The 20866-nt window shown below is 69.7% G+C and carries 18 protein-coding genes and 7 pseudogenes; 13 read left to right on the top strand and 12 right to left on the bottom strand.

Going from position 1 to position 20866, the window contains the following annotated elements:
• The first annotated feature begins 315 nt into the window (after nucleotides 1–315).
• Nucleotides 316–525: a hypothetical protein gene (locus ACWD6R_RS17490; protein WP_451819482.1), complete on the top strand. Its 210-nt coding sequence runs from the start codon at nucleotides 316–318 to the stop codon at nucleotides 523–525.
• Nucleotides 526–928: 403 nt separating this feature from the next.
• Here the strand turns inward: ACWD6R_RS17490 and ACWD6R_RS17485 are convergent.
• A pseudogene (locus tag ACWD6R_RS17485) lies at nucleotides 929–1396 on the bottom strand (lamin tail domain-containing protein); the annotation flags it as partial.
• 466 nt (nucleotides 1397–1862) lie between these two features.
• Here ACWD6R_RS17485 and ACWD6R_RS17480 point away from each other — a divergent pair.
• Nucleotides 1863–2474: a TetR/AcrR family transcriptional regulator gene (locus ACWD6R_RS17480; RefSeq protein ID WP_451819481.1), complete on the top strand. Its 612-nt coding sequence runs from the start codon at nucleotides 1863–1865 to the stop codon at nucleotides 2472–2474.
• A gap of 81 nt (nucleotides 2475–2555) precedes the next feature.
• Nucleotides 2556–4256, top strand: coding sequence for an acyl-CoA dehydrogenase family protein (locus tag ACWD6R_RS17475; protein WP_451819480.1), 1701 nt, complete (start codon nucleotides 2556–2558; stop codon nucleotides 4254–4256).
• A 203-nt stretch (nucleotides 4257–4459) separates the two neighbouring features.
• On the opposite strand, the gene ACWD6R_RS17470 is transcribed toward ACWD6R_RS17475, so the two are convergent.
• From ACWD6R_RS17470 to ACWD6R_RS17455, 4 genes and pseudogenes are all read right to left on the bottom strand, one after another.
• On the bottom strand, nucleotides 4460–5188 hold the full coding sequence (locus ACWD6R_RS17470; RefSeq protein ID WP_451819479.1) for an SRPBCC family protein: 729 nt from the start codon (nucleotides 5186–5188) through the stop codon (nucleotides 4460–4462).
• A gap of 10 nt (nucleotides 5189–5198) precedes the next feature.
• Nucleotides 5199–6311: an XdhC family protein gene (locus ACWD6R_RS17465; RefSeq protein WP_451819478.1), complete on the bottom strand. Its 1113-nt coding sequence runs from the start codon at nucleotides 6309–6311 to the stop codon at nucleotides 5199–5201.
• Nucleotides 6304–6741 (bottom strand): annotated as a pseudogene (locus ACWD6R_RS17460) (VWA domain-containing protein); the annotation flags it as partial. The pseudogene ACWD6R_RS17460 and the gene ACWD6R_RS17465, both read right to left, overlap by 8 nt.
• A gap of 169 nt (nucleotides 6742–6910) precedes the next feature.
• Nucleotides 6911–7210: a DUF1876 domain-containing protein gene (locus ACWD6R_RS17455; RefSeq protein ID WP_266989077.1), complete on the bottom strand. Its 300-nt coding sequence runs from the start codon at nucleotides 7208–7210 to the stop codon at nucleotides 6911–6913.
• Between the two features lie 267 nt (nucleotides 7211–7477).
• On the opposite strand from ACWD6R_RS17455, the gene ACWD6R_RS17450 reads away from it, so the two are divergent.
• Nucleotides 7478–8320: a PP2C family protein-serine/threonine phosphatase gene (locus ACWD6R_RS17450; RefSeq protein ID WP_451819477.1), complete on the top strand. Its 843-nt coding sequence runs from the start codon at nucleotides 7478–7480 to the stop codon at nucleotides 8318–8320.
• A gap of 83 nt (nucleotides 8321–8403) precedes the next feature.
• Nucleotides 8404–9399 (top strand): MASE1 domain-containing protein, encoded by a 996-nt coding sequence (locus tag ACWD6R_RS17445; RefSeq protein WP_451819476.1) that lies wholly within the window; start codon nucleotides 8404–8406, stop codon nucleotides 9397–9399.
• A 15-nt stretch (nucleotides 9400–9414) separates the two neighbouring features.
• Here the strand turns inward: ACWD6R_RS17445 and ACWD6R_RS17440 are convergent, their stop codons facing one another.
• Nucleotides 9415–9624: a hypothetical protein gene (locus tag ACWD6R_RS17440; protein WP_451819475.1), complete on the bottom strand. Its 210-nt coding sequence runs from the start codon at nucleotides 9622–9624 to the stop codon at nucleotides 9415–9417.
• A 268-nt stretch (nucleotides 9625–9892) separates the two neighbouring features.
• On the opposite strand from ACWD6R_RS17440, the gene ACWD6R_RS17435 reads away from it, so the two are divergent.
• Nucleotides 9893–11401, top strand: a complete 1509-nt coding sequence (locus tag ACWD6R_RS17435; RefSeq protein WP_451819474.1) for a sugar transferase — start codon at nucleotides 9893–9895, stop codon at nucleotides 11399–11401.
• A gap of 93 nt (nucleotides 11402–11494) precedes the next feature.
• Here ACWD6R_RS17435 and ACWD6R_RS17430 read toward each other — a convergent pair.
• Nucleotides 11495–11911, bottom strand: a pseudogene (locus tag ACWD6R_RS17430) (NAD-dependent epimerase/dehydratase family protein); the annotation flags it as partial.
• On the opposite strand from ACWD6R_RS17430, the pseudogene ACWD6R_RS17425 reads away from it, so the two are divergent.
• Nucleotides 11909–12433 (top strand): annotated as a pseudogene (locus ACWD6R_RS17425) (LamG domain-containing protein); the annotation flags it as partial. The pseudogenes ACWD6R_RS17430 and ACWD6R_RS17425 sit on opposite strands and share 3 nt — an antisense overlap.
• Nucleotides 12434–12651: 218 nt before the next feature.
• Complete coding sequence (locus ACWD6R_RS17420; RefSeq protein WP_451819473.1) at nucleotides 12652–13101, top strand: adenylyltransferase/cytidyltransferase family protein; 450 nt, start codon at nucleotides 12652–12654, stop codon at nucleotides 13099–13101.
• Here ACWD6R_RS17420 and ACWD6R_RS17415 read toward each other — a convergent pair.
• Both ACWD6R_RS17415 and ACWD6R_RS17410 read right to left on the bottom strand, forming a co-directional pair.
• Nucleotides 13067–13798: a CDP-alcohol phosphatidyltransferase family protein gene (locus ACWD6R_RS17415; RefSeq protein WP_451819472.1), complete on the bottom strand. Its 732-nt coding sequence runs from the start codon at nucleotides 13796–13798 to the stop codon at nucleotides 13067–13069. The genes ACWD6R_RS17420 and ACWD6R_RS17415 overlap by 35 nt on opposite strands.
• 133 nt (nucleotides 13799–13931) lie before the next feature.
• Entirely contained in the window at nucleotides 13932–14627 is a 696-nt protein-coding gene (locus tag ACWD6R_RS17410) for a ribonuclease H family protein (protein ID WP_451819471.1), read from the bottom strand.
• A gap of 140 nt (nucleotides 14628–14767) precedes the next feature.
• Between ACWD6R_RS17410 and ACWD6R_RS17405 the strand changes: the two genes are divergently transcribed.
• The 3 genes and pseudogenes from ACWD6R_RS17405 to ACWD6R_RS17395 form a co-directional block, all read left to right on the top strand.
• A complete protein-coding gene (locus tag ACWD6R_RS17405) occupies nucleotides 14768–14959 on the top strand; it encodes a DUF6381 family protein (RefSeq protein WP_358862302.1) in 192 nt (63 codons plus the stop codon).
• A 541-nt stretch (nucleotides 14960–15500) separates the two neighbouring features.
• Nucleotides 15501–16028: a hypothetical protein gene (locus ACWD6R_RS17400; RefSeq protein ID WP_451819504.1), complete on the top strand. Its 528-nt coding sequence runs from the start codon at nucleotides 15501–15503 to the stop codon at nucleotides 16026–16028.
• Nucleotides 16029–16041: 13 nt separating this feature from the next.
• Nucleotides 16042–16272: pseudogene (locus tag ACWD6R_RS17395) on the top strand (VOC family protein); the annotation flags it as partial.
• Between the two features lie 33 nt (nucleotides 16273–16305).
• Here ACWD6R_RS17395 and ACWD6R_RS17390 read toward each other — a convergent pair.
• Together ACWD6R_RS17390 and ACWD6R_RS17385 are read right to left on the bottom strand one after the other, a co-directional pair.
• Nucleotides 16306–16545 (bottom strand): DUF6296 family protein, encoded by a 240-nt coding sequence (locus tag ACWD6R_RS17390; protein WP_451819470.1) that lies wholly within the window; start codon nucleotides 16543–16545, stop codon nucleotides 16306–16308.
• 456 nt (nucleotides 16546–17001) lie between these two features.
• Nucleotides 17002–17184, bottom strand: coding sequence for a hypothetical protein (locus ACWD6R_RS17385; RefSeq protein ID WP_451819469.1), 183 nt, complete (start codon nucleotides 17182–17184; stop codon nucleotides 17002–17004).
• Nucleotides 17185–17349: 165 nt separating this feature from the next.
• On the opposite strand from ACWD6R_RS17385, the pseudogene ACWD6R_RS17380 reads away from it, so the two are divergent.
• Nucleotides 17350–18998, top strand: a pseudogene (locus tag ACWD6R_RS17380) (IS1182 family transposase).
• A gap of 111 nt (nucleotides 18999–19109) precedes the next feature.
• On the opposite strand, the gene tnpA reads toward ACWD6R_RS17380, so the two are convergent.
• A complete protein-coding gene (gene tnpA / locus ACWD6R_RS17375; RefSeq protein WP_451819468.1) occupies nucleotides 19110–19538 on the bottom strand; it encodes an IS200/IS605 family transposase in 429 nt (142 codons plus the stop codon).
• Nucleotides 19539–19672: 134 nt separating this feature from the next.
• Between tnpA and ACWD6R_RS17370 the strand changes: the two are divergent.
• Nucleotides 19673–20844 (top strand): annotated as a pseudogene (locus ACWD6R_RS17370) (RNA-guided endonuclease InsQ/TnpB family protein).
• Nucleotides 20845–20866: the final 22 nt, after the last annotated feature.

Raw genomic sequence — 20866 nt, 5'->3', positions numbered from 1 at the left:
GCCTCCCCCACGATAGGGAGTGGATCAGCACTGGGCGGGCGGATGGTTCGGCGGTAACGCATTCAGGATCTGGGACGACGTTCAGCCTGGACACGGAGACCCCGCTGCTGCCCACGCCGGCCGAGCGCCGCGAGCGGCGGGGCGAGGACGAGGATCTGTACAACTACCCGGAGTCCTTCCGATCAGCGCGGAACAGTTGCTCTGTCGGGGACGGCTCATCGAGGACATCTCGTCCTCAATGACGGCAGGATGGGTGCGATCCATGCCTGATGCATCTCCTACGAGGTGCTCCGCCCGCTGAACGCCGGTATATCGATGCGCGCGTTCACGGTGTGGATCCTGCACCGCGAGCACCTCATCGAGAAGGAACACCGCCTGGCCGCCGACATGTACGGTCCCCCGGCCACGGCCATGGTCTCGCTGCCGGCTTCGGCGGATCCGGTGGCCTGCCTCCCGACCGGTGAGGAGGACGACTGGCACTACCAGCCCGAGGCGTTCCATGACGAGGCGGGCGGGGTGCTGTGAGCTTGCGCCGCGGGCGGTATCGGCGCAGCGGCCCATGGACCGCTGCCCCTGACTCAGGCGGCGCACCGCGGCCGGGGGCCGGGGTGCGCCGCGGGCGGATGGGGCGGGGCCCCGCTCCCGGGTCAGGGAGCGGGGGTCAGAGGGTCAGGGGACAGGTGGGTGCAGGGGGTCAACGACGACCGTCGTGATCGCGGTTCTCGTGGCCCCGACCGTCGTGATCGCGGTTCTCGTGGCCCCGACCGTCGTGGCGACGCTCCTCGTGGCGACGCTCCTCGTGGCGACGCTCCTCGTGGCGACGCTCCTCGTGGCGACGCTCCTCGTGGCGACGCTCCTCGTGGCGACGGTCCTCGTGGCGACGGTCCTCGTGGCGGCGGTTGTCGTCGTCACGTCCGTGGCCCCACCACCCGTCGTAGTGACGGCCCCAGGACTTCGAGTCGACCCTGTCGCCGTCCTCGTCGCGCAGGGTCGCCGTGTCGCTGTTGTCCCAGACGTAGCGGCGGAGGTCCTGGTAGACGTCCTGACGGTTGTCGCGGCCGTAGCCGGTGTGGACCCGCACCGAGGAGCGGCCGGCCAGACGCATGTCGAACCGGTAGGTACGGCGGCTCTCGTCGCTGAGGGTCCAGTCACTGAGGTCGACCGTGCGGTAGCTGGTGTTGGTGACGGTGACCCACTCGTCGTTGAGGCTGCGGTTGGTGCCGTTTTCGCGTCCGGGGCTGTCGTACTGGATCTCGCCCAGGACAACGCCGGAATGCGAGTTCGGCCGGCCGTAACCGCGGTCGTTGTCGTCGGCGGCGGCCGGGAGAGCGGCGGCGCCCACCAGCGCGCCGGCAGCAATAACGGTTGCAGTGAACCGCCGTGCGGAACGGGACATGAAAACCCCTCAGGTGCAGGCCCGGACCGTGTGGCCCGAGCGTTGATCGATCCCGGCGTGATGCCGAGAGCGCACACTTTGACCCGATCGCCCGATTTACGACAGACGCCTCGATACGTGTTACGAAATGCAGACATTTCCGTCACACGCGCATGCATTTGGCACGCATTCAACTACCCGGGTACCTGTCAATCGCTGACCGCTGCACCCACCCGTTCGGGACCGGCACATCCGGCACGGTGCGCGCCACGTCAACCCGCGCGCACCACGGCTCACCCCTGCGTGACCGGCACGGAATTCTGTAACAACCATCGCCCACCCGGCCTCGAACGGGCTTTCCGCTACCTGGGGAAAAGAGAAAGGGGGTTCTACCTCCCTGCCGCCACCGACGGCCGCCGATCATTGCGCGGCGGACACAACGGTGGTTCAGTGGGAGCTGAAGTTATGAATCGAGGTTCAGAACATCATGGCCTACCGCCCCACCGCCCGTACCGAGGCGACCCGGCTCGCGCATCGCCAGCGGCTGCTGGACGCCGCGCGGCAGCTGCTGGCCGAGGGCGGATACGCCGCGGCCAGCATCTCCGCGCTCGCCGAGCGGGCCGGAGTCGCCACCGGCAGCGTCTACAACCACTTCGCCTCCAAGCAGGAGCTGCTCGCCGCGGTCTTCCGTCATGTCGCAGGTCATGAGCTCACCGCGGTGCAGCAGGCCGTGGGCGCCACAAGAGGGGCGGCGGAGCAGTTGCGCACCCTGGTCGAGGTCTTCGCGTTCCGGGCGCTGCGGACACCCCGCACGGCCTGGGCTCTGCTTGCCGAGCCGGTCGATCCGCTGGTCGAGGCGGAGCGGCTGACCTATCGCCGCGGCTACCACGCCCTCGCCGAGACGGTCATCGCCGCGGGGATCGAGGCCGGCCAGCTGCCCGCGCAGAACGCCCGGCTCTCGGCCGCCGCCGTAATCGGGGCGATCAGCGAGGCGCTGCTCGGTCCGCTCTCCCCGGTGGGCGAACGCACCGACCCGGAGCCGGTCGTGGCGGACATCGCCACGCTGTGCCTGAGAGCGGTGGGAGCGGGCGGCACCTGACCGCTCCCACCGCACCGCCGTACCAGCAGAGCAACCTCCCGGCCGAAACTCCTACCGCCGACGTCAGACAGGACCGCCGACATGACCGTCACCGCACACCCCACCGACCTCCGGTCAGGGGCTCCCGCACCGCACCCCACCCACGAGGTCACCAATCAGGTGCCACCCCGGACCGGCCTGGACGAGTACGGCACCAATCCGCCGCTCGTCGAGGCGGTACGGGCATTCGGCGCGGCCTGGCACGAGCCGGAGCTCCATGAGATCGGCAGCCTGGTCGGCTCGGAACCGTTCCAGAACAGTGCGGAACTCGCGCACACGTCACCACCCGCGCTCCGCACCCACGACCGGTACGGCAACCGCGTCGACGAAGTCGAGTTCCACCCCGCGTACCACGAGGTCATCGGCGCGGCCGTGGGCTACGGCACGCACACCGCGGCCTGGGCCGATCCGAAGCCGGGTGCCGCGGTCGCGCGGGCGGCGTCGTTCATGCTGTTCGCCCAGATCGAGCCGGGCCACGCCTGCCCGATGTCGATGTCGCACGCCGTGGTCCCCGTACTGCAGCGCGACGCCGAGGTGGGCCGTGACTGGCTCCCGGGCCTGCTGAGCCGCTCGTACGACCCGCGGCTGATCGCCCCGGGCAGCAAGTCGGGGCTGACGTTCGGCATGGGCATGACGGAGAAGCAGGGGGGTTCCGACGTTCGTGCCAACACCACCCGCGCGGTTCCGGTGGCCTCCGACCCCGGCGGCCGGGCCCACCTGCTGACCGGTCACAAGTGGTTCTTCTCGGCCCCGCAGTCGGATGCCTTCCTCGTTCTGGCCCAGGCCCCGGCCGGGCTGACCTGCTTCCTCGTACCGCGTGTGCTGGCCGACGGCACCCGTAACACCGTCCGTATCCAGCGACTGAAGAACAAGCTCGGCAACAAGTCGAACGCGTCCTCCGAGGTGGAGTTCGACGGAACCTGGGCGGTGCGGGTCGGCGAGCCCGGTCGCGGCGTTCCCACCATCATCGAAATGGTCAACCACACCCGTCTGGACTGTGTCCTCGGCACCACCGCGGGCATGCGCCAGTCGGTGTCCGAAGCGATCTGGCACGCGCAGCACCGCAGCGCCTTCGGTGCCAGGCTGGTCGACCAGCCCGCCATGACAGCGGTCCTCGCCGACCTGGCCCTGGAGACGGAGGCCGCGACCTGGACCTCGCTACGCCTCGCCCGGGCGTACGAGACCGGCAGCAGCGAGTCCGAGACGATGTTCCGCCGACTGGCCACCGCGGTGTCCAAGTACTGGATCTGCAAGCGCGGTCCGCACCACGCGTACGAGGCTCTGGAGTGTCTGGGCGGCAATGGCTACACCGAGGACTGGCCACTCGCCCGGCGCTACCGCGAGCAGCCGGTGATGGCCGTGTGGGAGGGCTCCGGCAATGTGATCGCGCTCGATGTGCTGCGTGGTATCGCCAGGACCCCGCAGTCCCTGGATGCCATCTGGGCCGAGCTGGAGACCACGGCCGGGGCCAGTGCTGTGCTGGACGCGCATGTGCGTCGGGTGCGTCAGGAGCTGGTCGCGGATCTGCGCGATCCGCTCGCCGCGGAGCTCCGTGCGCGGGCGACGGTCGAGGGCATGGCGCTCGCCCTGCAGTCCTCGCTGATGCTGCGGCACGCTCCGGCGCCCCTGGCCGAGGCGTTCGTCGCCGCACGCCTGGGCGCGGACCGCGGTCACCAGTACGGCATCCTGCCGCGCGGCACCGACACCACGGCGATCGTGGAGCGGCACTTCGGCGCGCGTTAGCTTGGTGTCCATGGAGTCGAGATCCCGCACACTGTGGCTGCGTATCGAACCCCTCCACGCGGTCACGTATTTCGACGCGCAGTGCCGCGCCATGGGCAAGTCCCTTGGCCTGAAGGGGTTGTGAGCTGCTGTCGGTTTGCTGAGATGAAGTGAGTGGCGGTGAGCGGGAGCGAGTTCCCCGGCAACCGAGGTCGGCCGGCCCCTCACCGGCACCGGCCGTGGCCGGCCCGCCGGCGGCAGATCCCGCGCAGGAGAACCACGGCCAGCGCGGCAAGGGCAGCCGCGCCAAGAACCGCCGCCGCGCGTTCGGCCACCGGCTCACCCGCCGTGCGCAGCCGATCGATCGGTTCCGCCTCGTACGCGCCCGTGCCGCCGCCCCCGAGCGGTGCCGCGGGTCCGGGCTCCGCGGCGCCGGTCCGCGAGACGGGTTCGCGCGCAGCCGGTTCCGCGGCGCCGTTCTGCGCTGCGGGTCCACGCGCAGCCGCTGCCGCCTCCGACAGCTGCGCGGAGAGGCAGTCGGCGAACTGTCCGACGAGCTTGTCGCTGACGTCGCTCATCACCCCGCGGCCGAACTGGGCCGCTCGTCCGGTGATCGTCAGGTCGCTGTCGACGGTGACGGTCGTGCAGTCGTCGCGCTCGGCGAGCGTCCCGGTGACGGCGGCCGCGGCCACGCCCTGGCCCCGCACTTCCTTGCCCTTGGCGGCCAGCACGATCAGGTGCTCCGGTTCGTCCTTCTCCAGGAAGGTCGCCGTGCCGCGGTATGTCACGGTGATCGGACCCACCTTCACCTGGACGGAGCCCTTGATGGTCTCGCCGTCGAAGTCCTCCACGGTGGCGCCGGGCATGCAGCGCGAGACCCGCTCGATGTCGAGCAGCTGCCGCCACGCCTCGTCAACCGGTACCGGAACGGTGAATGAGTGGTGCAGCTGCATGGTCTCCTCCTCACACGGACTTCGGTCGCGGCCGGTGGATCGCCCCGGCCGTGTCCGCCAGGGGGGCGCCGGTACCGCCCCAGCGCAGCGCAACGATCTCCGCGGCGATCGAGACGGCCACCTCCTCGGGGGTGCGGGCGCCGAGGTCGAGGCCGATGGGCGAGCGCAGTCTCGCGAGCTCCGCCTCGCCGAGTCCGGTCTCGCGCAGCCGGGCCAGGCGTTCCTCATGGGTGCGGCGGCTCCCCATCACGCCGATGTACGCGGCCGGGGAACGCAGAGCCACCTCCAGCAGCGGGACGTCGAATTTCGGATCGTGGGTGAGTACGCACATCACGGTCCGCTCGTCGGTGCCGGTGCCGCGCAGGTAGCGGTGCGGCCAGTCGACGACCACCTCCGCCCCGGCCGGGAAGCGGCGGGGATCGGCGAAGGCCGGGCGGGCGTCGCACACCGTGACCCGATAGCCGAGGAACGCGCCGATGCGGGCCACGGCGGCGGCGAAGTCGATCGCGCCGAAGACCAGCATGCGCGGCGGCGGCGCGAACGACTGCAGGAACACCGTGACGTCGTCCTCGCGGCGTTCGCCGCGCGGTCCGTAGTGGCGCAGGCCCGTTGCCCCTTGGGCCAGTTCGCCCCGGGCGTCGGCGGTGACGGCGACGTCGAGGCCGCTGGTGCCCAGGGAGCCGGACACCGTGTCCGGCCATACGGAGAGCGCGGCGCCGCGCGGAGCGGGGCCGTCGGTCACGGTGGCGACCACCACCGGACGGTGTGCGGCGACCGACGCGGCGACCTCGCCGAACGCGGGGTCGGTGACGGCCGACACGGGGCGTACAAGGAGGGTGATCTCGCCTCCGCAGGTGAGCCCGACGGCGAAGGCGTCCTCGTCGCTGTAGCCGAAGGTGTGGAGCTGTGCCCGTCCGGTCTCCACGACCTCCTTGGCCAGGTCGAAGACGGCGCCTTCGACGCAGCCGCCGGAGACGCTGCCCACGACTTCGTCGCCGGGGCCCACCGCCATCGCCGCCCCGGGGCCCCGGGGCGCGCTGCGGGTGACCGCGACGACCGTCGCAAGTCCGAACGGTTCACCGGAGGCGTACCAGCGGCTCAGCGCCGGGAGAATCTCACGCATGGCACTCACCGCGTGCCGGTGCGGCTCCGCCGACGACGGCCGCCAACTGCTCCAGCGTCTGCAGGCTGTTTCCCTCGACGAACGCGTCCACGCCGGGCAGCGCTGCAGCCATGCCTGCGGCCCGTGGTTCGTAACCCGGTCCGGCCCGGCGCGGGTTGGACCGCACCACCCGGTGTGCCGGCCGGTGCAGCCACCGCATCCGATCCGCGGGCAGCGCGTCGCCCCGCTCCCGGCCGTCGGAGAGCACGACGACCACGGCTCCACGTGCGGTGGCGCGCCGGCCCCCGGTGTCGAGGAAGGCACCCGGCGTCTCGCCGAGCCGGGTGCCGCCGCTCCGGTCGGGGACGGCCGCCGCAACGGCGGCCGGTGCCGTGTCCGGAGCGCGGTGCGTCATCTCGCGGGTCAGCCGGGTGCCGATCGTGAACACTTCAATGAGGTACGGGTCATACGTCCTCCCACGGACAGGAACAGCCCCGAAGGCATGAGGAAACACCTTCCCGTTGTCTCCCCCCTCCGCCCTGCAGCCGCGCGCACCACGGCGCCACCGGCCACTCGGCGGCAGGCCACACCTAGATCCGGTCCGATCCGAAAGAAAGGCCCTAGCTCGACACGTCGGTCCAGGCGTACGGCTTGCCGAGGGGACCCTTCGGGGGGCCGGCACCCACTGACTCCATTTCGCGGTCCGCCTCTCTCATCAGCTGGCCGGCGACATCCTTCATCGCGCGGCTCGCAGCGAGTTCGTCACCGATGCTGGGGATATCCACGTCCGTCGGGTTGCAGCGCGCCACCCCGTGGCCGGTGAGCTTCTCCGAACCGGTGTCCAGCACGGCTTCGGCCTTGGTCGTGCCCTCCTCCTCGGACAGATCGAGGCGGAGCTTCCATTCCAGCGTGCGTGTCATTGCGCACCTCCTCGCCCGCGTCCGGCCACGGTGAGCCGCCACGACGCGGTTCTCTTCAGCATCTCTCCACCCGAGTCCGTTCGCGCGCTCCCGGCCCGGCCCCTTCGGGCCGGCACGACGCGATCCCCTGAAGGCGGCTCGCACTGCAGGGTGTTCAACGTCGAAATATGATGCAGGGGCAGCCGGAAGAGGGGCCTCACGGTTCCGTCCCGCCGCGTCAGGCCCTGTGTGTTGCGGCTCGCGAACGAATGCACTGCGGAGCGGCCCATGAACCGGCGTCGTCCTCCCACTTCGGTGAGTGCGGAGGAGCTGCTCACCACGTTGCAGCAACTCACCGCCCGGGCGCGGCAGGAGGTGCAGCTGCACCAGGCGCGCGTGGAGCTGGCCGAGGCGCTGCAGCGCGAGATGCTGCCGGCCACCCTGCCCGCCCGTCCCGGTCTGCAGACGGCGGCCCGTTACACGCCGGCCCGCAGTGGCCTGGACATCGGTGGCGACTGGTACGACGGCTTTCCGCTGCCGGACGGCACGCTCGGCTTCGCCATCGGGGACGTACAGGGCCATGACGTCGAAGCCGCCGCGTTCATGGGGCAGATCCGGATCGGGATGCGGGCGATCGCCGCCACGACCTCGGATCCGGGCGAGATACTGAGCCGCACCAATGATCTGTTGCTGTCCGTCGACAGCACGCTCTTCGCGACCTGCACGTTCGTCCGTCTCGACCCGCGCACGTGGGTACTCGACACCGCGCGCGCCGGACATGTGGCCGGGGTGTGGGCGACGGTCGACGGACGCTCCGGCATCTCCGAGGACGCGGGGGGTCTGCCGCTGGGCATTCAGGCCGGTCCGCAGTATCCGGTCACGCGGCACCGGCTGACGACCCCGGGGGCGTTCGTGCTGCTCACCGACGGGGTGGTCGAGGGGCCGTCGTTCCCGATCGAGGAGGGCCTGGACACGGTGGTGCAGCTGGTGGCCTCACGCGCCGCGGCCGGGGCCGACGAGCTGGCCGACGCGGTGCTGCAGGCGGCGGAACGCACCGGGCACGAGGACGATGCCGCCGTACTCGTCCTGCGCCACGACGCGTCCCGGGCCGCACAGCGTGACGACCGGTGACGCCGGGCAGCACACCGTGAGCATCCCTGAGCCGAGCGTGTCACACAGCCGCCGCCCCGGGCCCGCGGTGTCTCATGAGAGCTGTGAGCCGCAGTGAGGGAACCAGAGGTACGGCGGTGACCGCCCTCAGTATCCTGGCGGTCGCCGCCGCCTATTACGGGGCGGGACAGATCGGTCTGCTCAGGCAGGTGACCATCCACGGAGCCAGAGTCACCCCCCTCTGGCCACCGACGGGCATCGCGCTGAGCTCTCTGATCTATCTCGGCCTGCGTATCTGGCCCGGTATCGCTCTTGGATCCTTCCTCGTCGTCGCCACCGTCACCGGCCCGGTCGACCTCGCCACCCCCGGCATCGTCGCAGGCAACACCATCGCGCCGGTCTGCGCGTACCTCATGCTCCGCAGGGCCGGGTTCCGGAAGGAACTGGACCGGCTGCGCGACGGGGTGATCCTGGTCTTCCTCGGTGCGATGGCCGGGATGCTGATCAGCGCCACCGTGGGCACGGGCATGCTGGCACTCACCGGCAGGCTGCCGCTCGGCCATTTCTGGCCGGTCTGGGCGGCCTGGTGGGCGGGGGACGCCATGGGCGTACTCATCGTCACCCCCCTGCTCCTCGTGATGCGCAGGGCGCGGCGGCCGCGGAGGACCGACCGGTGGGCGGAGGCGACCGCGCTGGCAGTCGTCTGCGTCGTGATCGGCGTGGTGGCCACCAGAAGCTCGCTGTCGATGCTCTACGTGATGTTCCCGGTGCTCATCTGGGCAGCGCTGCGCTTCCAGCTGGCGGGCAGCGCGCCGTGTGCCCTTGTGCTGTCCGTGCTGGCGATCGTCGCAGGCAGTGAGAAAGTGGGACCGTTCAGCGGTCACACGATCCTTGAGATCGTGCTCAATCTGGCGATCCTCAACGGCTCCATGGCCCTCACCGCACTGCTGCTGGCGTCGATCGTCAGCGAGGACATGAATATCCGGCGCAGGATCGAGCAGGCCTGCGAGGAGCTCGCCGAGGTGGTGGACCATCTCGCACCGGGAAGGTCGGCGAGCGCGTGGCCGCCCCGCTACCGGCACGAGCGCGACGGCCGCTGACGTTCACACTGTGCGTCACTTTGGGAAGTGGCGGTCCAGGAAGTCGTTGCGGAAGGTGCCGGACGGGTCGTACCGGGCCATCAGCTTCTCGAAGTCGGCGTACTTCCCGTACCGCGCGCGCAGCGTCTCGGGCGCGGTCGTGCTCTTGTTGTCGGCGCTCGCCGCCTTGGGTGCATTCTCCCGGACGTGGGTGCGGCATTGCGAGGACGTGACATGTCCGCACATAATCCCAGGGCGGAACCCGCCAAATGCCAACAGCCGATCGCAGACCTCCTGTATCCAGTGCGGAACGGGACGAGATCCGAGCCATCGTTTATGTCTGAACTTCACGAGAACTCCAGCGAAATGGCACGTGTGTGGATATCGTGCAGCGAGCGAGGGCGCATCCGTCAGTCCATGGGATCGGCGGATGCGTCCCGTTTGTGGAGATGCAACTGTGACTGGGGGGTTCATGGGGCATGTCGAGCTACCCGAATCCGACATACCGGGATCCGTGGGACTGGCGGGGGCGCCACGACCACGGACCACTTCGAATCGGCCTCGCAGCAGGGAACTTGAACAGCTGTGGAGTGCCCCGACCGTACAGCGCGAGCGTTCCGACCAGACGCCCGCACCGAAGAGAAGACCGGGCCGGTACCTGCCGCTCGTCGTCGGGGCCGATCTTCTCGGGCTGGGAGTACCGGCCTGGCTCATCCTTCGCACGGACGGGATCCCGCGGGCCCAACTGGCGGCGATCGTCGCCGCGTTGGTGTGGTGCGGAGCCCGGCTGGCGCGTGGCCGGTACACAACCGGGCGGCCGGGGTGCCTCCGGAGTGCACTGACCGCGCCCGGGGACTGGCTGCTGCTCGTCGGCGCACTGGCCGTCCTCAGCACGGTGTTCGGCGAGCCGGTACGGCCTGTGACCGCGGTCGTGGCGCTCCTGCCCGGCCTGCTGGTGACCGTGGCCGTTTCGTTCGTGCGCCAACCCCCTTGGCCAGGGCGGCGGCAGCGCGCCGAGCACCGCGTGCTGGTGGTCGGTGAGGCTTCAGGGGTGGACCGGGCGGTGCGGCTGCTTGGTTCCCGAACGGACCACGCATACAACGTCGTTGCGGCCATACCCGTCGGAGAGGCATCACTGGGCTGCGAGGCTCCGGTCCCGGGGCACCTCGCACCGGCTCCCGCCGACGACGACGTGTCGGCGGTGCTGGCCGGAGCCTTCGCCCACGAGGCGGACCTGGCGCTGGTGATACCCGGACCACAGCTTTCCGGGGAGCGGCTGCGGCAACTGTCCTGGGGCCTGCACGACGGGGGGCTGCAGCTGTCCGTGCTGTCGGACCTCTCGGAGATCGCGGCAGGCCGGGTCCGGCCCGCCTCGGCGGCCGGGCTGACGCTGCTGCACATCGAGCCGCCGCTCCGCCAGGGGCCGCAGATGGCCCTGAAGGGTGCGATGGACCGCACGGGTGCGGCGTTCGGACTGGTGCTGCTGGCACCGTTGTTGCTCCTGATCGGGGCAGCCATAAGGCTCACCTCCGAGGGCCCGGTGTTCCACCGCCAGATCCGCCAGGGCCGGCACAACCGGCCGTTCACCATGTGGAAGTTCCGCACCATGGTCGAGGACGCCGAAACACACAAGGCGGAGCTCGTCGCAGCGAACGAGAACGACGGTGCGATGTTCAAGATCCGCCGCGATCCCCGGGTGACGCGGATCGGCCGGCTGCTGCGCCGGAGCTCGCTCGATGAGCTGCCGCAGCTGCTCAATGTCGTCCGTGGCGAGATGTCCCTGGTGGGTCCTCGTCCGCCTCTTCCGGAGGAGGTGTCCCGCTACGACGAGCGCGAGCTCCGGCGGCTCGCGGTCCGGCCCGGGCTGACCGGGCTGTGGCAGGTCAGCGGGCGTTCCGATCTCTCCTGGCAGGAGACGGTTTCGCTCGATCTGTGGTACGTCGACAACTGGTCGGTGGCCACGGATCTGGGGCTCATGGTCCGTACGCTGCGCGCCGTCACCGACGGCCGCGGGGCGTACTGAGAGCAGCGGGGACCGTGATGCGGAAGATGAACCTCGGCCGGGCGGGGCCGCCGCCGCTCTGCGGCGGCCCGCCCGGCCCGGCCCGGGGCGCGGTCAGTCCTGTGCGCCCTGGTGGTCCAGCCACCAGGCGTAGGTCCGGGCGATGCCGTCGCGCAGCGGAATCTGCGGTTTGAAGCCGAGGGAGGAGAGGCGGGAGACGTCGAGAAGCTTGCGCGGGGTGCCGTCGGGCTTCGTCGTGTTCCACCAGACACGGCCTTGGTAGTTCGTCACATCCTGAATCGTGGAGGCGAGTTCGCGGATCGTCAGATCCTCGACGCAGCCGACGTTGACGGGTTCGTCACCGTCGGAACGCTCCAGGAGCAGGAGGCACGCGGCCGCCAGGTCGTCGACGTGCAGGAACTCACGCCGGGGGCTGCCGGAGCCCCAGAGGGTGACCTCCGGCGCGCCATCCCGTCCCGCCTCGTGGAAGCGGCGGATCAGGGCGGGCAGGACGTGCGAGGACTCCAGGTCGCCGCGGGCGGCACCTTCGCCAACGTACGGCCGGCCGGTGCCCCGGCGGGCAGCAGCACGACGCCCGCCGTCAACTTCGCCGCGTTCAACGCGGCCACCAGGGCGCCCACCGGCTGTTCGCTCTCATTCACCCGCAGCAGCGGCACCGCCACGGTCCGGGCGTTCGCGCTCTCCCCCGACAAGTCCACGCTGTACGCCGGTGGATATTTCAACGCCGTCAACGGGACGGCTGCCAACGGTCTGGTGGCCATCAACACCGCGACCTGCACCCTTCGTTCGGGGTTCGCGCCGAGCTTCGGAGCCACCGTGCGGGCGCTCGACGTGGCCGCGAACGGCACGGTCTACGCGGGCGGCGACTTCCAGACGATCAACGGCCAGGCCCGGCGCTTCTTCGGCGCCGTCACCGCGGCCGGTGCCGTGACCGCGTGGAACCCGGCCGCCGACGATCCCGGCCGGGCACTCAAGGTCACCCCGGACGGCCGGAACGTCCTGATCGGCGGCGACTTCTTCACCGTCGGTGGCGCCATCGGACGATCACCTTCCCCCCGGTACAGCCTCTGTTCCCCCGAGGGAACAACCCCAAAAGTGAGCTTATCCGTTCACGTGATGCGCAAGTGGTCTTCACAGTAAGGTCATTGCACCATCAGCACGGATACCGATATCCCGCAGGACCGGATGCCATGTCCGGACACCTGCGACCGGAACACGGACATCATGTTCACCGTGGGGGGAGAGAACGGATGGTGCACAGGGTCGGCTACGCGCCGGGGGTCTACGACCTGTTCCACGTAGGGCACCTGAACATCCTGCGGCATGCCCGCAGTCAGTGCGACTACCTCGTGGCGGGCGTCGTCTCGGACGAGATGGCCGCGCTCGCCAAGAGCCACAGGCCGGTGATCCCGCTGCCGGAGCGGCTGGAGATCGTCCGCAGTGTGCGCTATGTGGACGCAGCGTTCGTCGAGACCGTTCCCGACAAGGTCGAGACGTGGCAGCAGGTCAGGTTCGACGTCATTTTCAAGGGGGACGACTGGCGGGGCACGGAAAAGGGGGAACGGCTCGAGCGCGACTTCGCCGAGGTCGGTGTGGAGGTGGTCTACTTCCCGTACACCGTGCACACGTCCAGCACCCAGCTGCGCCGGGCGCTGGACACCCTCGTCAGTCCTCAGCCCGGAGCACTTTCAGCTCCCTGAACCACTTCACGAGGAACGCCACGAGGAACAGCGCGTGCACGACGGCGAGTGCGGCATAGCCGATACGGAACGCGGTCTCGTCGCCGTACAGCAGGAACACCAGGCAGAACACCCCGTAGTCGGCGGGGAGCAGTGCCACGGCCCGCACCCGGGACACCGGGGCCGGGGCACGGCCGGCTGGTGCGGGGCGGGCGGCCGCCTTGCCGAGCTGCTCGCGCAGCAGACCGGCGCAGAAGGTGAGCACCGCGACGAACAGGAAACCCAGTGGCAGCAGCAGCCAGCCCTCGCCGGGCAGCTGCGCAAACCGGTGGAACGAGATCAGTACGGCGGTGTGTACGAGGATCAGCTTGGCGCAGTCCACGACATGGTCCAGCCACTCTCCGTCCGGCCCGCCGCGTCCGGTCAGCCGGGCGAGCTGCCCGTCGGCCGAGTCGAAGGCGAAGCCGACGGCCAGCCCCGCGTACACGGCGAAGGCGAGCCCCCAGGAGGGCCGGACCAGCGCCACCGAGGCAACTGCGGCGAAAGTGAAGGCCGCACTGACCAAGGTGACTTGATTGGGCGTGAGCCCGATCCGGTAGGCGCCCGCGGCAAGCACACGCCCGGCCGGGCGGTTGACATACCGCGAGTAGAGCGACACACCTTTTGCGGTCTTCTGCGCGCCGCGCAATTCGCGCAGCACCGTGCCCGTGGATCCCATCCGCCCCCCAGCGTCCAGCCGTTCCCGCAGCGCCGGCGGAACACCGAAAGCGCTGCGGTCGGAGCCGCATCATGGCACGGAGAACCTCTGTCAGGAGAGCACTCCCCCGGTCCCGGCCCGGCAGGCTGTCGGCTCAGGCGGGCGCGGACCTGCATTCCGGGTGGCCCCATCCGTTCGGATTCTTCGCGATCATGTCCTTCGCCGCGTACGGCTTTCCGCAGTGGCAACGCCCGGCGAACTTGGCCCGGATGGTGCCCCCGGTGCGCGCGGGGCGTGCCGCGCCCGCCGTCTTCCTCTTCGCCGCCGCGCCGCCGCTTCGGCTCTCGGACGCCCTGGCCGGTGCGGGCGTCGGCGGCGGGGAGCCGTGCACCGTACCAGCCGCCTGCTGCGTCACAGCGGCCTCGCTGGCCGCTTGGTCGGCAAGGGCGTTGAGCGGATCCCCGTCCACCTGATGGGCCGGCACATAGACGAAGCGGACAGTCCGGCCGCTCAGCAGATCGTCGATGCGGACCACCAGCTCCTGGTTGGCCACGGGCTTGCCGGCCGAGGTCTTCCAGCCGTTGCGCTTCCACCCCGGCAGCCACTTCGTCACCGCGTTCATCGCGTACTGCGAGTCCATCCTGACCTCGGTCTCCACGGCCGGATCCGTGGACTCCAGCAGCGACTGGAGTGCGGTGAGCTCGGCGACGTTGTTGGTCGCGGTGCCCAGCGGCCCCGCCTCCCAACGCTGCGGAGTCCCCTGCGCATCGGCCACGACCCATGCCCAGGCCGCAGGCCCCGGATTCCCCTTCGATGCCCCGTCACACGCGGCGATGATGCGCTCGTTCATACCCCTGATCATGCCAGCGCCGATCCGGTCCACGTCCCCACGAGCGGCCGGTAACGCAGCGTAACGGTTCGGAATGCGGTGACAGCCGGACGCTGGTTCTCTGAATGAGCCCGCTCTTCCCTACCGTCCTAGGAGTGACGATGAGCGTTGCAGGCGAAACCAGTGGCCGCGCCCAGGAGATGCGCGACAAGGCCCGGCATCTGACCGAGGCCGCGGAGCGCGCGACCGACCCGGAGCAGCGTCAGCGGCTCCAGGAGAAGGCGCGGAAGCTGCAGGAGCAGAGCGAGCAGCTCGGCAACCTGGGCTCCGGCGACACGCGCCGGCCCAAGTAAACAGCCGCACCAAGTGAACGGTCGGTGGTCTGCCGCTCTTCCATGAGTGAGTGGCAGGCCATCGGCCTCGCTTCCGTTCGGACACGATTCAGACCCCGACACGTGCCGTGGCTGCGCGTTGCGGCGGCACGATGCACCGTACGCAACTGGACGACTCGCGCATAGAACTCACCAGGATCGACGGCCGCCTGATAGGCCGTCAGCACCGCTGGACCGCCGTCGCCTCGGCAACCGGCGAGGTCGACCTGCTGCCCGGCGAATACGACGCGATCCGCTGGTACGACACCGAGGACGGCACCGGAGCCGCGGGTCCGGAACGTCGAAGAGGAGCACCGCGAGCCGCTCCGCCAGGCCCGGGGACGGCGGGGCGTCCTTCTCGTACGCGGCGTGCTCGGCCGCGAGTTCGGCGATGCGCGCGGCGGTCACGGAAACCGGCCGGCGGTCGCTCGACCGCGGCTGAGCCTTCCACCGGGCGGTACGCCACCCGGCGATCGTCCCGCAGCTCCACCGGATCACTGTGGGTGACAGGTGCGCAGTGGTGATGCCGTGGCATGAGGGCGAGGTGCTGTACGCGAGGCGCAACCGCTCCAGTCCCGACAGCGCCATCGCACGCTTCCGGGCGCTGCCGGTCACCCGGGTGCTCCACGCGTTCGAGCAGGTCCTGAGCGCTCATCTCGCCGTGGAGGACGCCGGTCAGGTGGCGGTCGACTTCTACGACGGTGCGTTGCTGTACGACTTCGCCCGGGACACGATGCGCCTGATCGACCTCGACGAGTACCGGCCCGGCCCCCGTGTGCTGGCCGACGACCGGCTGCCGGGGTCGCGGCGGTTCATGGCGCCCGAGGAGTCCGTGCGGGGAGCGCGTGTCGACACGCGGACGACGGTGTTCACCCTGGGCCGTGCGGCTCGGCTACTTCTGGACTCCGGGGACGAGGAGCGGGCGTGGCGGGGCAGTCCGGCACAGCTGGCGGTGCTCGCGCGCGCCACCCGTAGGGATCCGGCAGAGCGGTTCGCGACGGTGCACCGGTTCGCTGCCGAATGGCGGACGGCAACCCGTCCCCTGTTCTGAACCGGACACCGATGAGCAGGAGGAAGTGGACTACTACTGAAGCAGGCTCTGCGAAGGCGGCGAGGAAGGTCCTTGCGGGTGGCTCAAGGACAAGTACGGCGTGTCGTGGCAGGTCGTGCCGAACGTACTCATCGACTGGATCGGCGACCCTGATCCAATGAAGGCAAGCCGGACCACCGAAGCGATGATGACGATCAAGAAGCTCGACATCGCCGCACTTCAGAAGGTCCACGCCGGGGTTTGAGGTCCACCGGGCGGTCGAGGCGGCGCGGTCTCCTCAGGGCTCGGTGTGCTCGTTGACCGCGCGGACCTGCGGTGATCCGAACACCTGGTGTCCGCCGCTGGCCAGCATCCGTACCTCACCGAGCTCGCTGATCTCCGCGCGGACGATTCCCGTCTCGTCCTCGTAGATGGGATAGCCGCCGGCCCCCTCTTTCACGGTGCGCCGAACGATCACGGTGTCGTCCTCCACGGCGGACGCCTGAAATACCAGCTCATAACTTTCCGGGTAATCCATGGGTGGCTCCGGACCAGAATCGGCGGCTGCGAGTGCCCTGCCTGCGTCTTCCATTGTCGCCCACAGAAGGGCGACGTGCCTCAGGGCGGTTCCGTCGTGGTGGAGGAGGCGGCCTGCCGCGGAGCCCTGGAGTGCCTCAGCGCCGATGGAGGACCCGGACCGCTGATCACGAGCGGAACGCTGTCCAGGCTGTTCCGGGCAGGTCTGCGGGTCGGCTGGATCGTGACCTCCACGGCTCGTGCGGAGCACCTCGCCGAGCAGCGAAAGGCGATCGGGCCACATGCGCGCGATCAGGGTGGTGGTGCCGGTCGGGACGCAGCACCGGACCCCTGACCGGTGGCGTCCACGGAGCGGGGTGCGGCCTCGGGCGTGCGCGTGTGCTCAGCCATCGCTCCTCCCTCGAATACGCGGTGAAAGACGACTGGTCTTGATGCCCGTCGCGGGCCTGCCCGCGACTCACTGCGATGCGCGGGTCAGCACCCCGGTGAGCAGCACTTCGAGCAACTGGCGGAGTGTCGCGGTGAAGTCGAGCCGCATGGATGCCGGCGAAGGGTCGGCTTCACAGGCGGCCGGCATCGCGGCCGACGGCTGAGCGTGGGTCCACACCGCACCAGTCACCATGACGGTCGTCGGGCGCACGATCCAGGACACCTGGCCGGCCGTCCCGTAGGTGTCCGGTTCTACCTCTGGTCTTGCCCAGTGCTCCGCCCTGAAGGACTCTGCTGAGAAGGGCGTGATTCGAGCAGGGGTGGGGTCGTTGGTCCCTCACGATTGCCGGGATCGTGGGTGGGAGGGCCGACAGGGATGTCGTTGGAGCCGCGGATTGGTCAGGAAGTGCCGGAGTTGACGGCTCGGGTGGTGCGGGCAGCCTCCCAAGGGGACGCTGGCGGTGCGGATCCGGGAGGCGTTGGGCCCGCTGTTTGAGGATGAGGCGTTCGCCGGGGCGTTCGCCGTCCGGGGGCGTCCGGCTGCCGGGGGCGTTGGCGTTGGTATCGGTGTTGCAGTATGCGGAAGGGCTGACCGACCGGCAGGCCGCTGACCAGGTGCGGGCCCGGATGGACTGGAAGTTTCTGCTCGGCCTGGAGCTGGATGATTCCGGGTTCGATGCCTCCGTGCTGAGCTTGTTCCGTTCCCGTCTCATCGAGCACGGGCTGGAACAGGCGACGCTGGAGCTGGTGCTGGAACGCCTGCGCCGGCTGGACCTGCTGAAGGCTGGTGGTCGGCAGCGGACCGATTCCACGCATGTGCTGGCGGCGGTGCGGACGTTGAACCGGATGGAGTTCGTCGGTGAGACGCTGCGGGCCGCGCTGGAAGCCCTTGCCGTCGCGGCCCCGACATAGCTGTCCGGGCTGGTCTCAGCCGAGTGGGCAGAGCGCTACGGGCCGCGCGTGTACGACTACCGCTTTCCCAAGGGCGAAGACGTCCGCGAGCAGTGGTCCCAGCAGGTCGGCCGGGACGGGTTCTTCCTACTGGAAGCCGTCTACGCTCCCGCGGCTCCGGGCTGGCTGCGCGAGATCGACGCGGTGCAGGTGCTGCGGCAGTCCTGGATCCAGCAGTATCACCGCGACGAGAGGGGGGTGCTCTGGCGGGAGGGCAAGGACCTCCCGCCGGTTCATCACCGGTTGTGCTCGCCCTATGACACCGACGCCCGCTACGGGATCAAGCGCGGCTCCGGCTGGACCGGCTACAAGACACACCTGACCGAGACCTGCGAGCCGGATGCGCCGCATGTGATCACTCAGGTGGCCACCACCGACGCGGTAGTGGCCGACACCGAGGTGACCCAGCCGGTCCACCAGACGCTCGCGGAACGGGAGTTGCTGCCAGACGTCCACGTCGTGGACGCCGGTTACACCACTGCCGCCCTGTTCGTGGCCGCGAGCGAGCGGGGCATAGAACTGCTCGGTCCAGCCCCGCACGACAGTAGTCCCCAGTCCCGGCAGGACCAGGGTTTCTCCCGCTCCGACTTCACCATCGACTGGGAGGCCGAGAGTGCCGTCTGCCCGGGCGGGCATCGCAGTTTCGAGTGGTGGGAGCAGAAGCACCACCGCAACGGCACTCCGGTGCTCAAGGTGTTCTTCTCCGCCGAGCACTGCCGGCCCTGCCCGGAACAAGCCCAGTGCACCAAGCCTCCGTCCGGGCGCCGCGGCAGAGGCATCACCTTCCTCCCGCGCGAGCGCCACGAGGCCCTCGAAGCCGCCCGCCAGGCCCAGGAGACCGACGAGTGGAAGGACCGCTACGCGATCCGGGCCGGCGTCGAAGGCACGATCTCCCAGGCCATACCTGTCACCGGACTTCGCCGCGCCCGCTACCGCGACCTGCCCACAACCCGCCTGGGCCATGTCTTCGCCGCCACCGCACTCAACATCATCCGCATCGACCGATGGCTGACCGGCACCCCATTCGGCGGAACCCGCACCTCCCGCCTCGAAGCCCTCATGCTCGCAGCCTGACAGCCCGGCTTACGCCTTTCTCAGCAGAGTCCTTCAGGGCGGGGGTGAAGGGCGTCCTTGTCCCGGAGGCGCGGAGCGCCGGAGCTCGTTGCGCCTTTGGAACGGTGGGTGTCATGCGCGTCGTTGCTGGTTTTCGATGTACTGGCGGACGGCGGTGAGCGGTGCGCCGTCGCAGGGCCCGGCGAAGTAGGAGCCGGACCAGAAGTGCCCGCCCCACAGGTAGCGGCGGACGTGCGCGTCGTATTCCTGTCGCAGATACCGGGAGGAGACGCCCTTGAGACTGTTGACCAGCTTCGACAGGGCGACCTTCGGCGGATAGTGCACCAGCAGGTGTACGTGGTCTTCCTCGCCGTTGAACTGCTTCAGTTCGGCCTCGAAGTCGGTGCATACCTCCCGCATGATCTCTTCGCAGCGTGTCAGCATCTCGGCGGTGAATGCCTGACGCCGGTACTTGGTGACGAAAACCAAATGAGCGTGAAGGTGGTATGTGACATGGCGACCGGTGCGCACATGGGGATTCGGGTTCCAGCGTGGTGACATGAACCAAATGGTACGGTGACGACGTGAGCGTCGAAATCGGGTACGAGAAGCGGCAGTTCGGGCACCGTGCCCGGCTGGCGCTGGACCCGGTGCTCTCGGCCAGGGCCGATGAGCAGGCTCATGCGGCACGCACGATGTGGAATCTGCTGCACGCGTGGTGGCAGATGATGCCGAAGGACAAGCGGACCCCGGCAAACGCGGACGCGGCGATACGCCAGGCCCGCAAGGACATCGACTTCCTCGCCGTCCTCCCGGCGCAGGCTGCGCAGGCAGTTCTGAAGACGTACCTCCCGGCCGGGAAGAACTGCTGGGAAGGGCGTGCGGCCGCGCCGGACTTCAAGGCCCGCTCGCGGTCGGTGATGTCGGTGGACATTCCGCAGGGCCGGGACCTGAACATCGCCCGCGTCCACCGCCGGTGGGGGATGATCAACATTCCCAAGCTCGGCCGGGTCCGGTTCCGCTGGACGAAGAACCTGCCCGTCGGCAGACAGGCCGATGGTGACAACCGCATCACCGGAGCGCGGCTGGTCAAGGATGCCCTCGGCTGGCACATCGCCTTCCGCGTCCAGACCCTGGCCCCCGAGCCGGAACCGCACCGGGGGCCGGAGGTCGGCATCGACGTCGGCATCACCGTGCCCCTCGCCCTTTCGGACGGCACCACGTACGGCCACGGCGAGTGGCTGACCAAATCCGAGCAGGCCAGGCTTCTGCGTCTGGAGCAGCGGGCCGCCCGGCGCAAGAAGCACCGCAAGCCCGGCGGGAGGACCTCTCGCCGCCTGCACCGCACCTACGCCAGATCGCCGACCTGCGCGCGAAAGCCAAGCGCCGCGCCGTCGACTGGCAGCACAAGACCACCACCGCCATCGCCACGAAGTACAGCGTGGTCGTGGTCGAAGCACTCACCATCACGAACATGGTCACGTCCGCCAAAGGCACCCTAGAACAGCCAGGCAGGAACGTCGCACAGAAATCCGGCCTTAACCGTGCCATCAGCCGGCAGGCATGGGGCCGAACCGTCACGATGCTGACGTACAAGACCGCCCGACACGGCGGCACCCTGCACAAGGTCCCCGCCCCCGGCACCTCCCAGCGCTGCTCCGCCTGCGGCTGCACCACACCCGGCAGCCGGGAGAACCAGGCCGTGTTCGTGTGCAAGAACCCCGACTGCGGCTGGTCCGGCAACGCCGACCACAACGCATCGATGAACGTCCTTCACCTGTACCGGACGGGCCTCGCGCTCGTCCCGGCTGCCGGAAGGGCAGTCGTCAGGCGCGCCCGTCGCGTCAAGCCCGCCACCGCAAGGTAGACAGGAATCTCCCTCGCTCGCG

The sequence above is a fragment of the Streptomyces sp. NPDC005151 genome, assembly GCF_053599875.1.
Note: the sequence above shows the minus strand (reverse complement) of the source record. Positions and strands in the feature narration are given on the sequence as shown.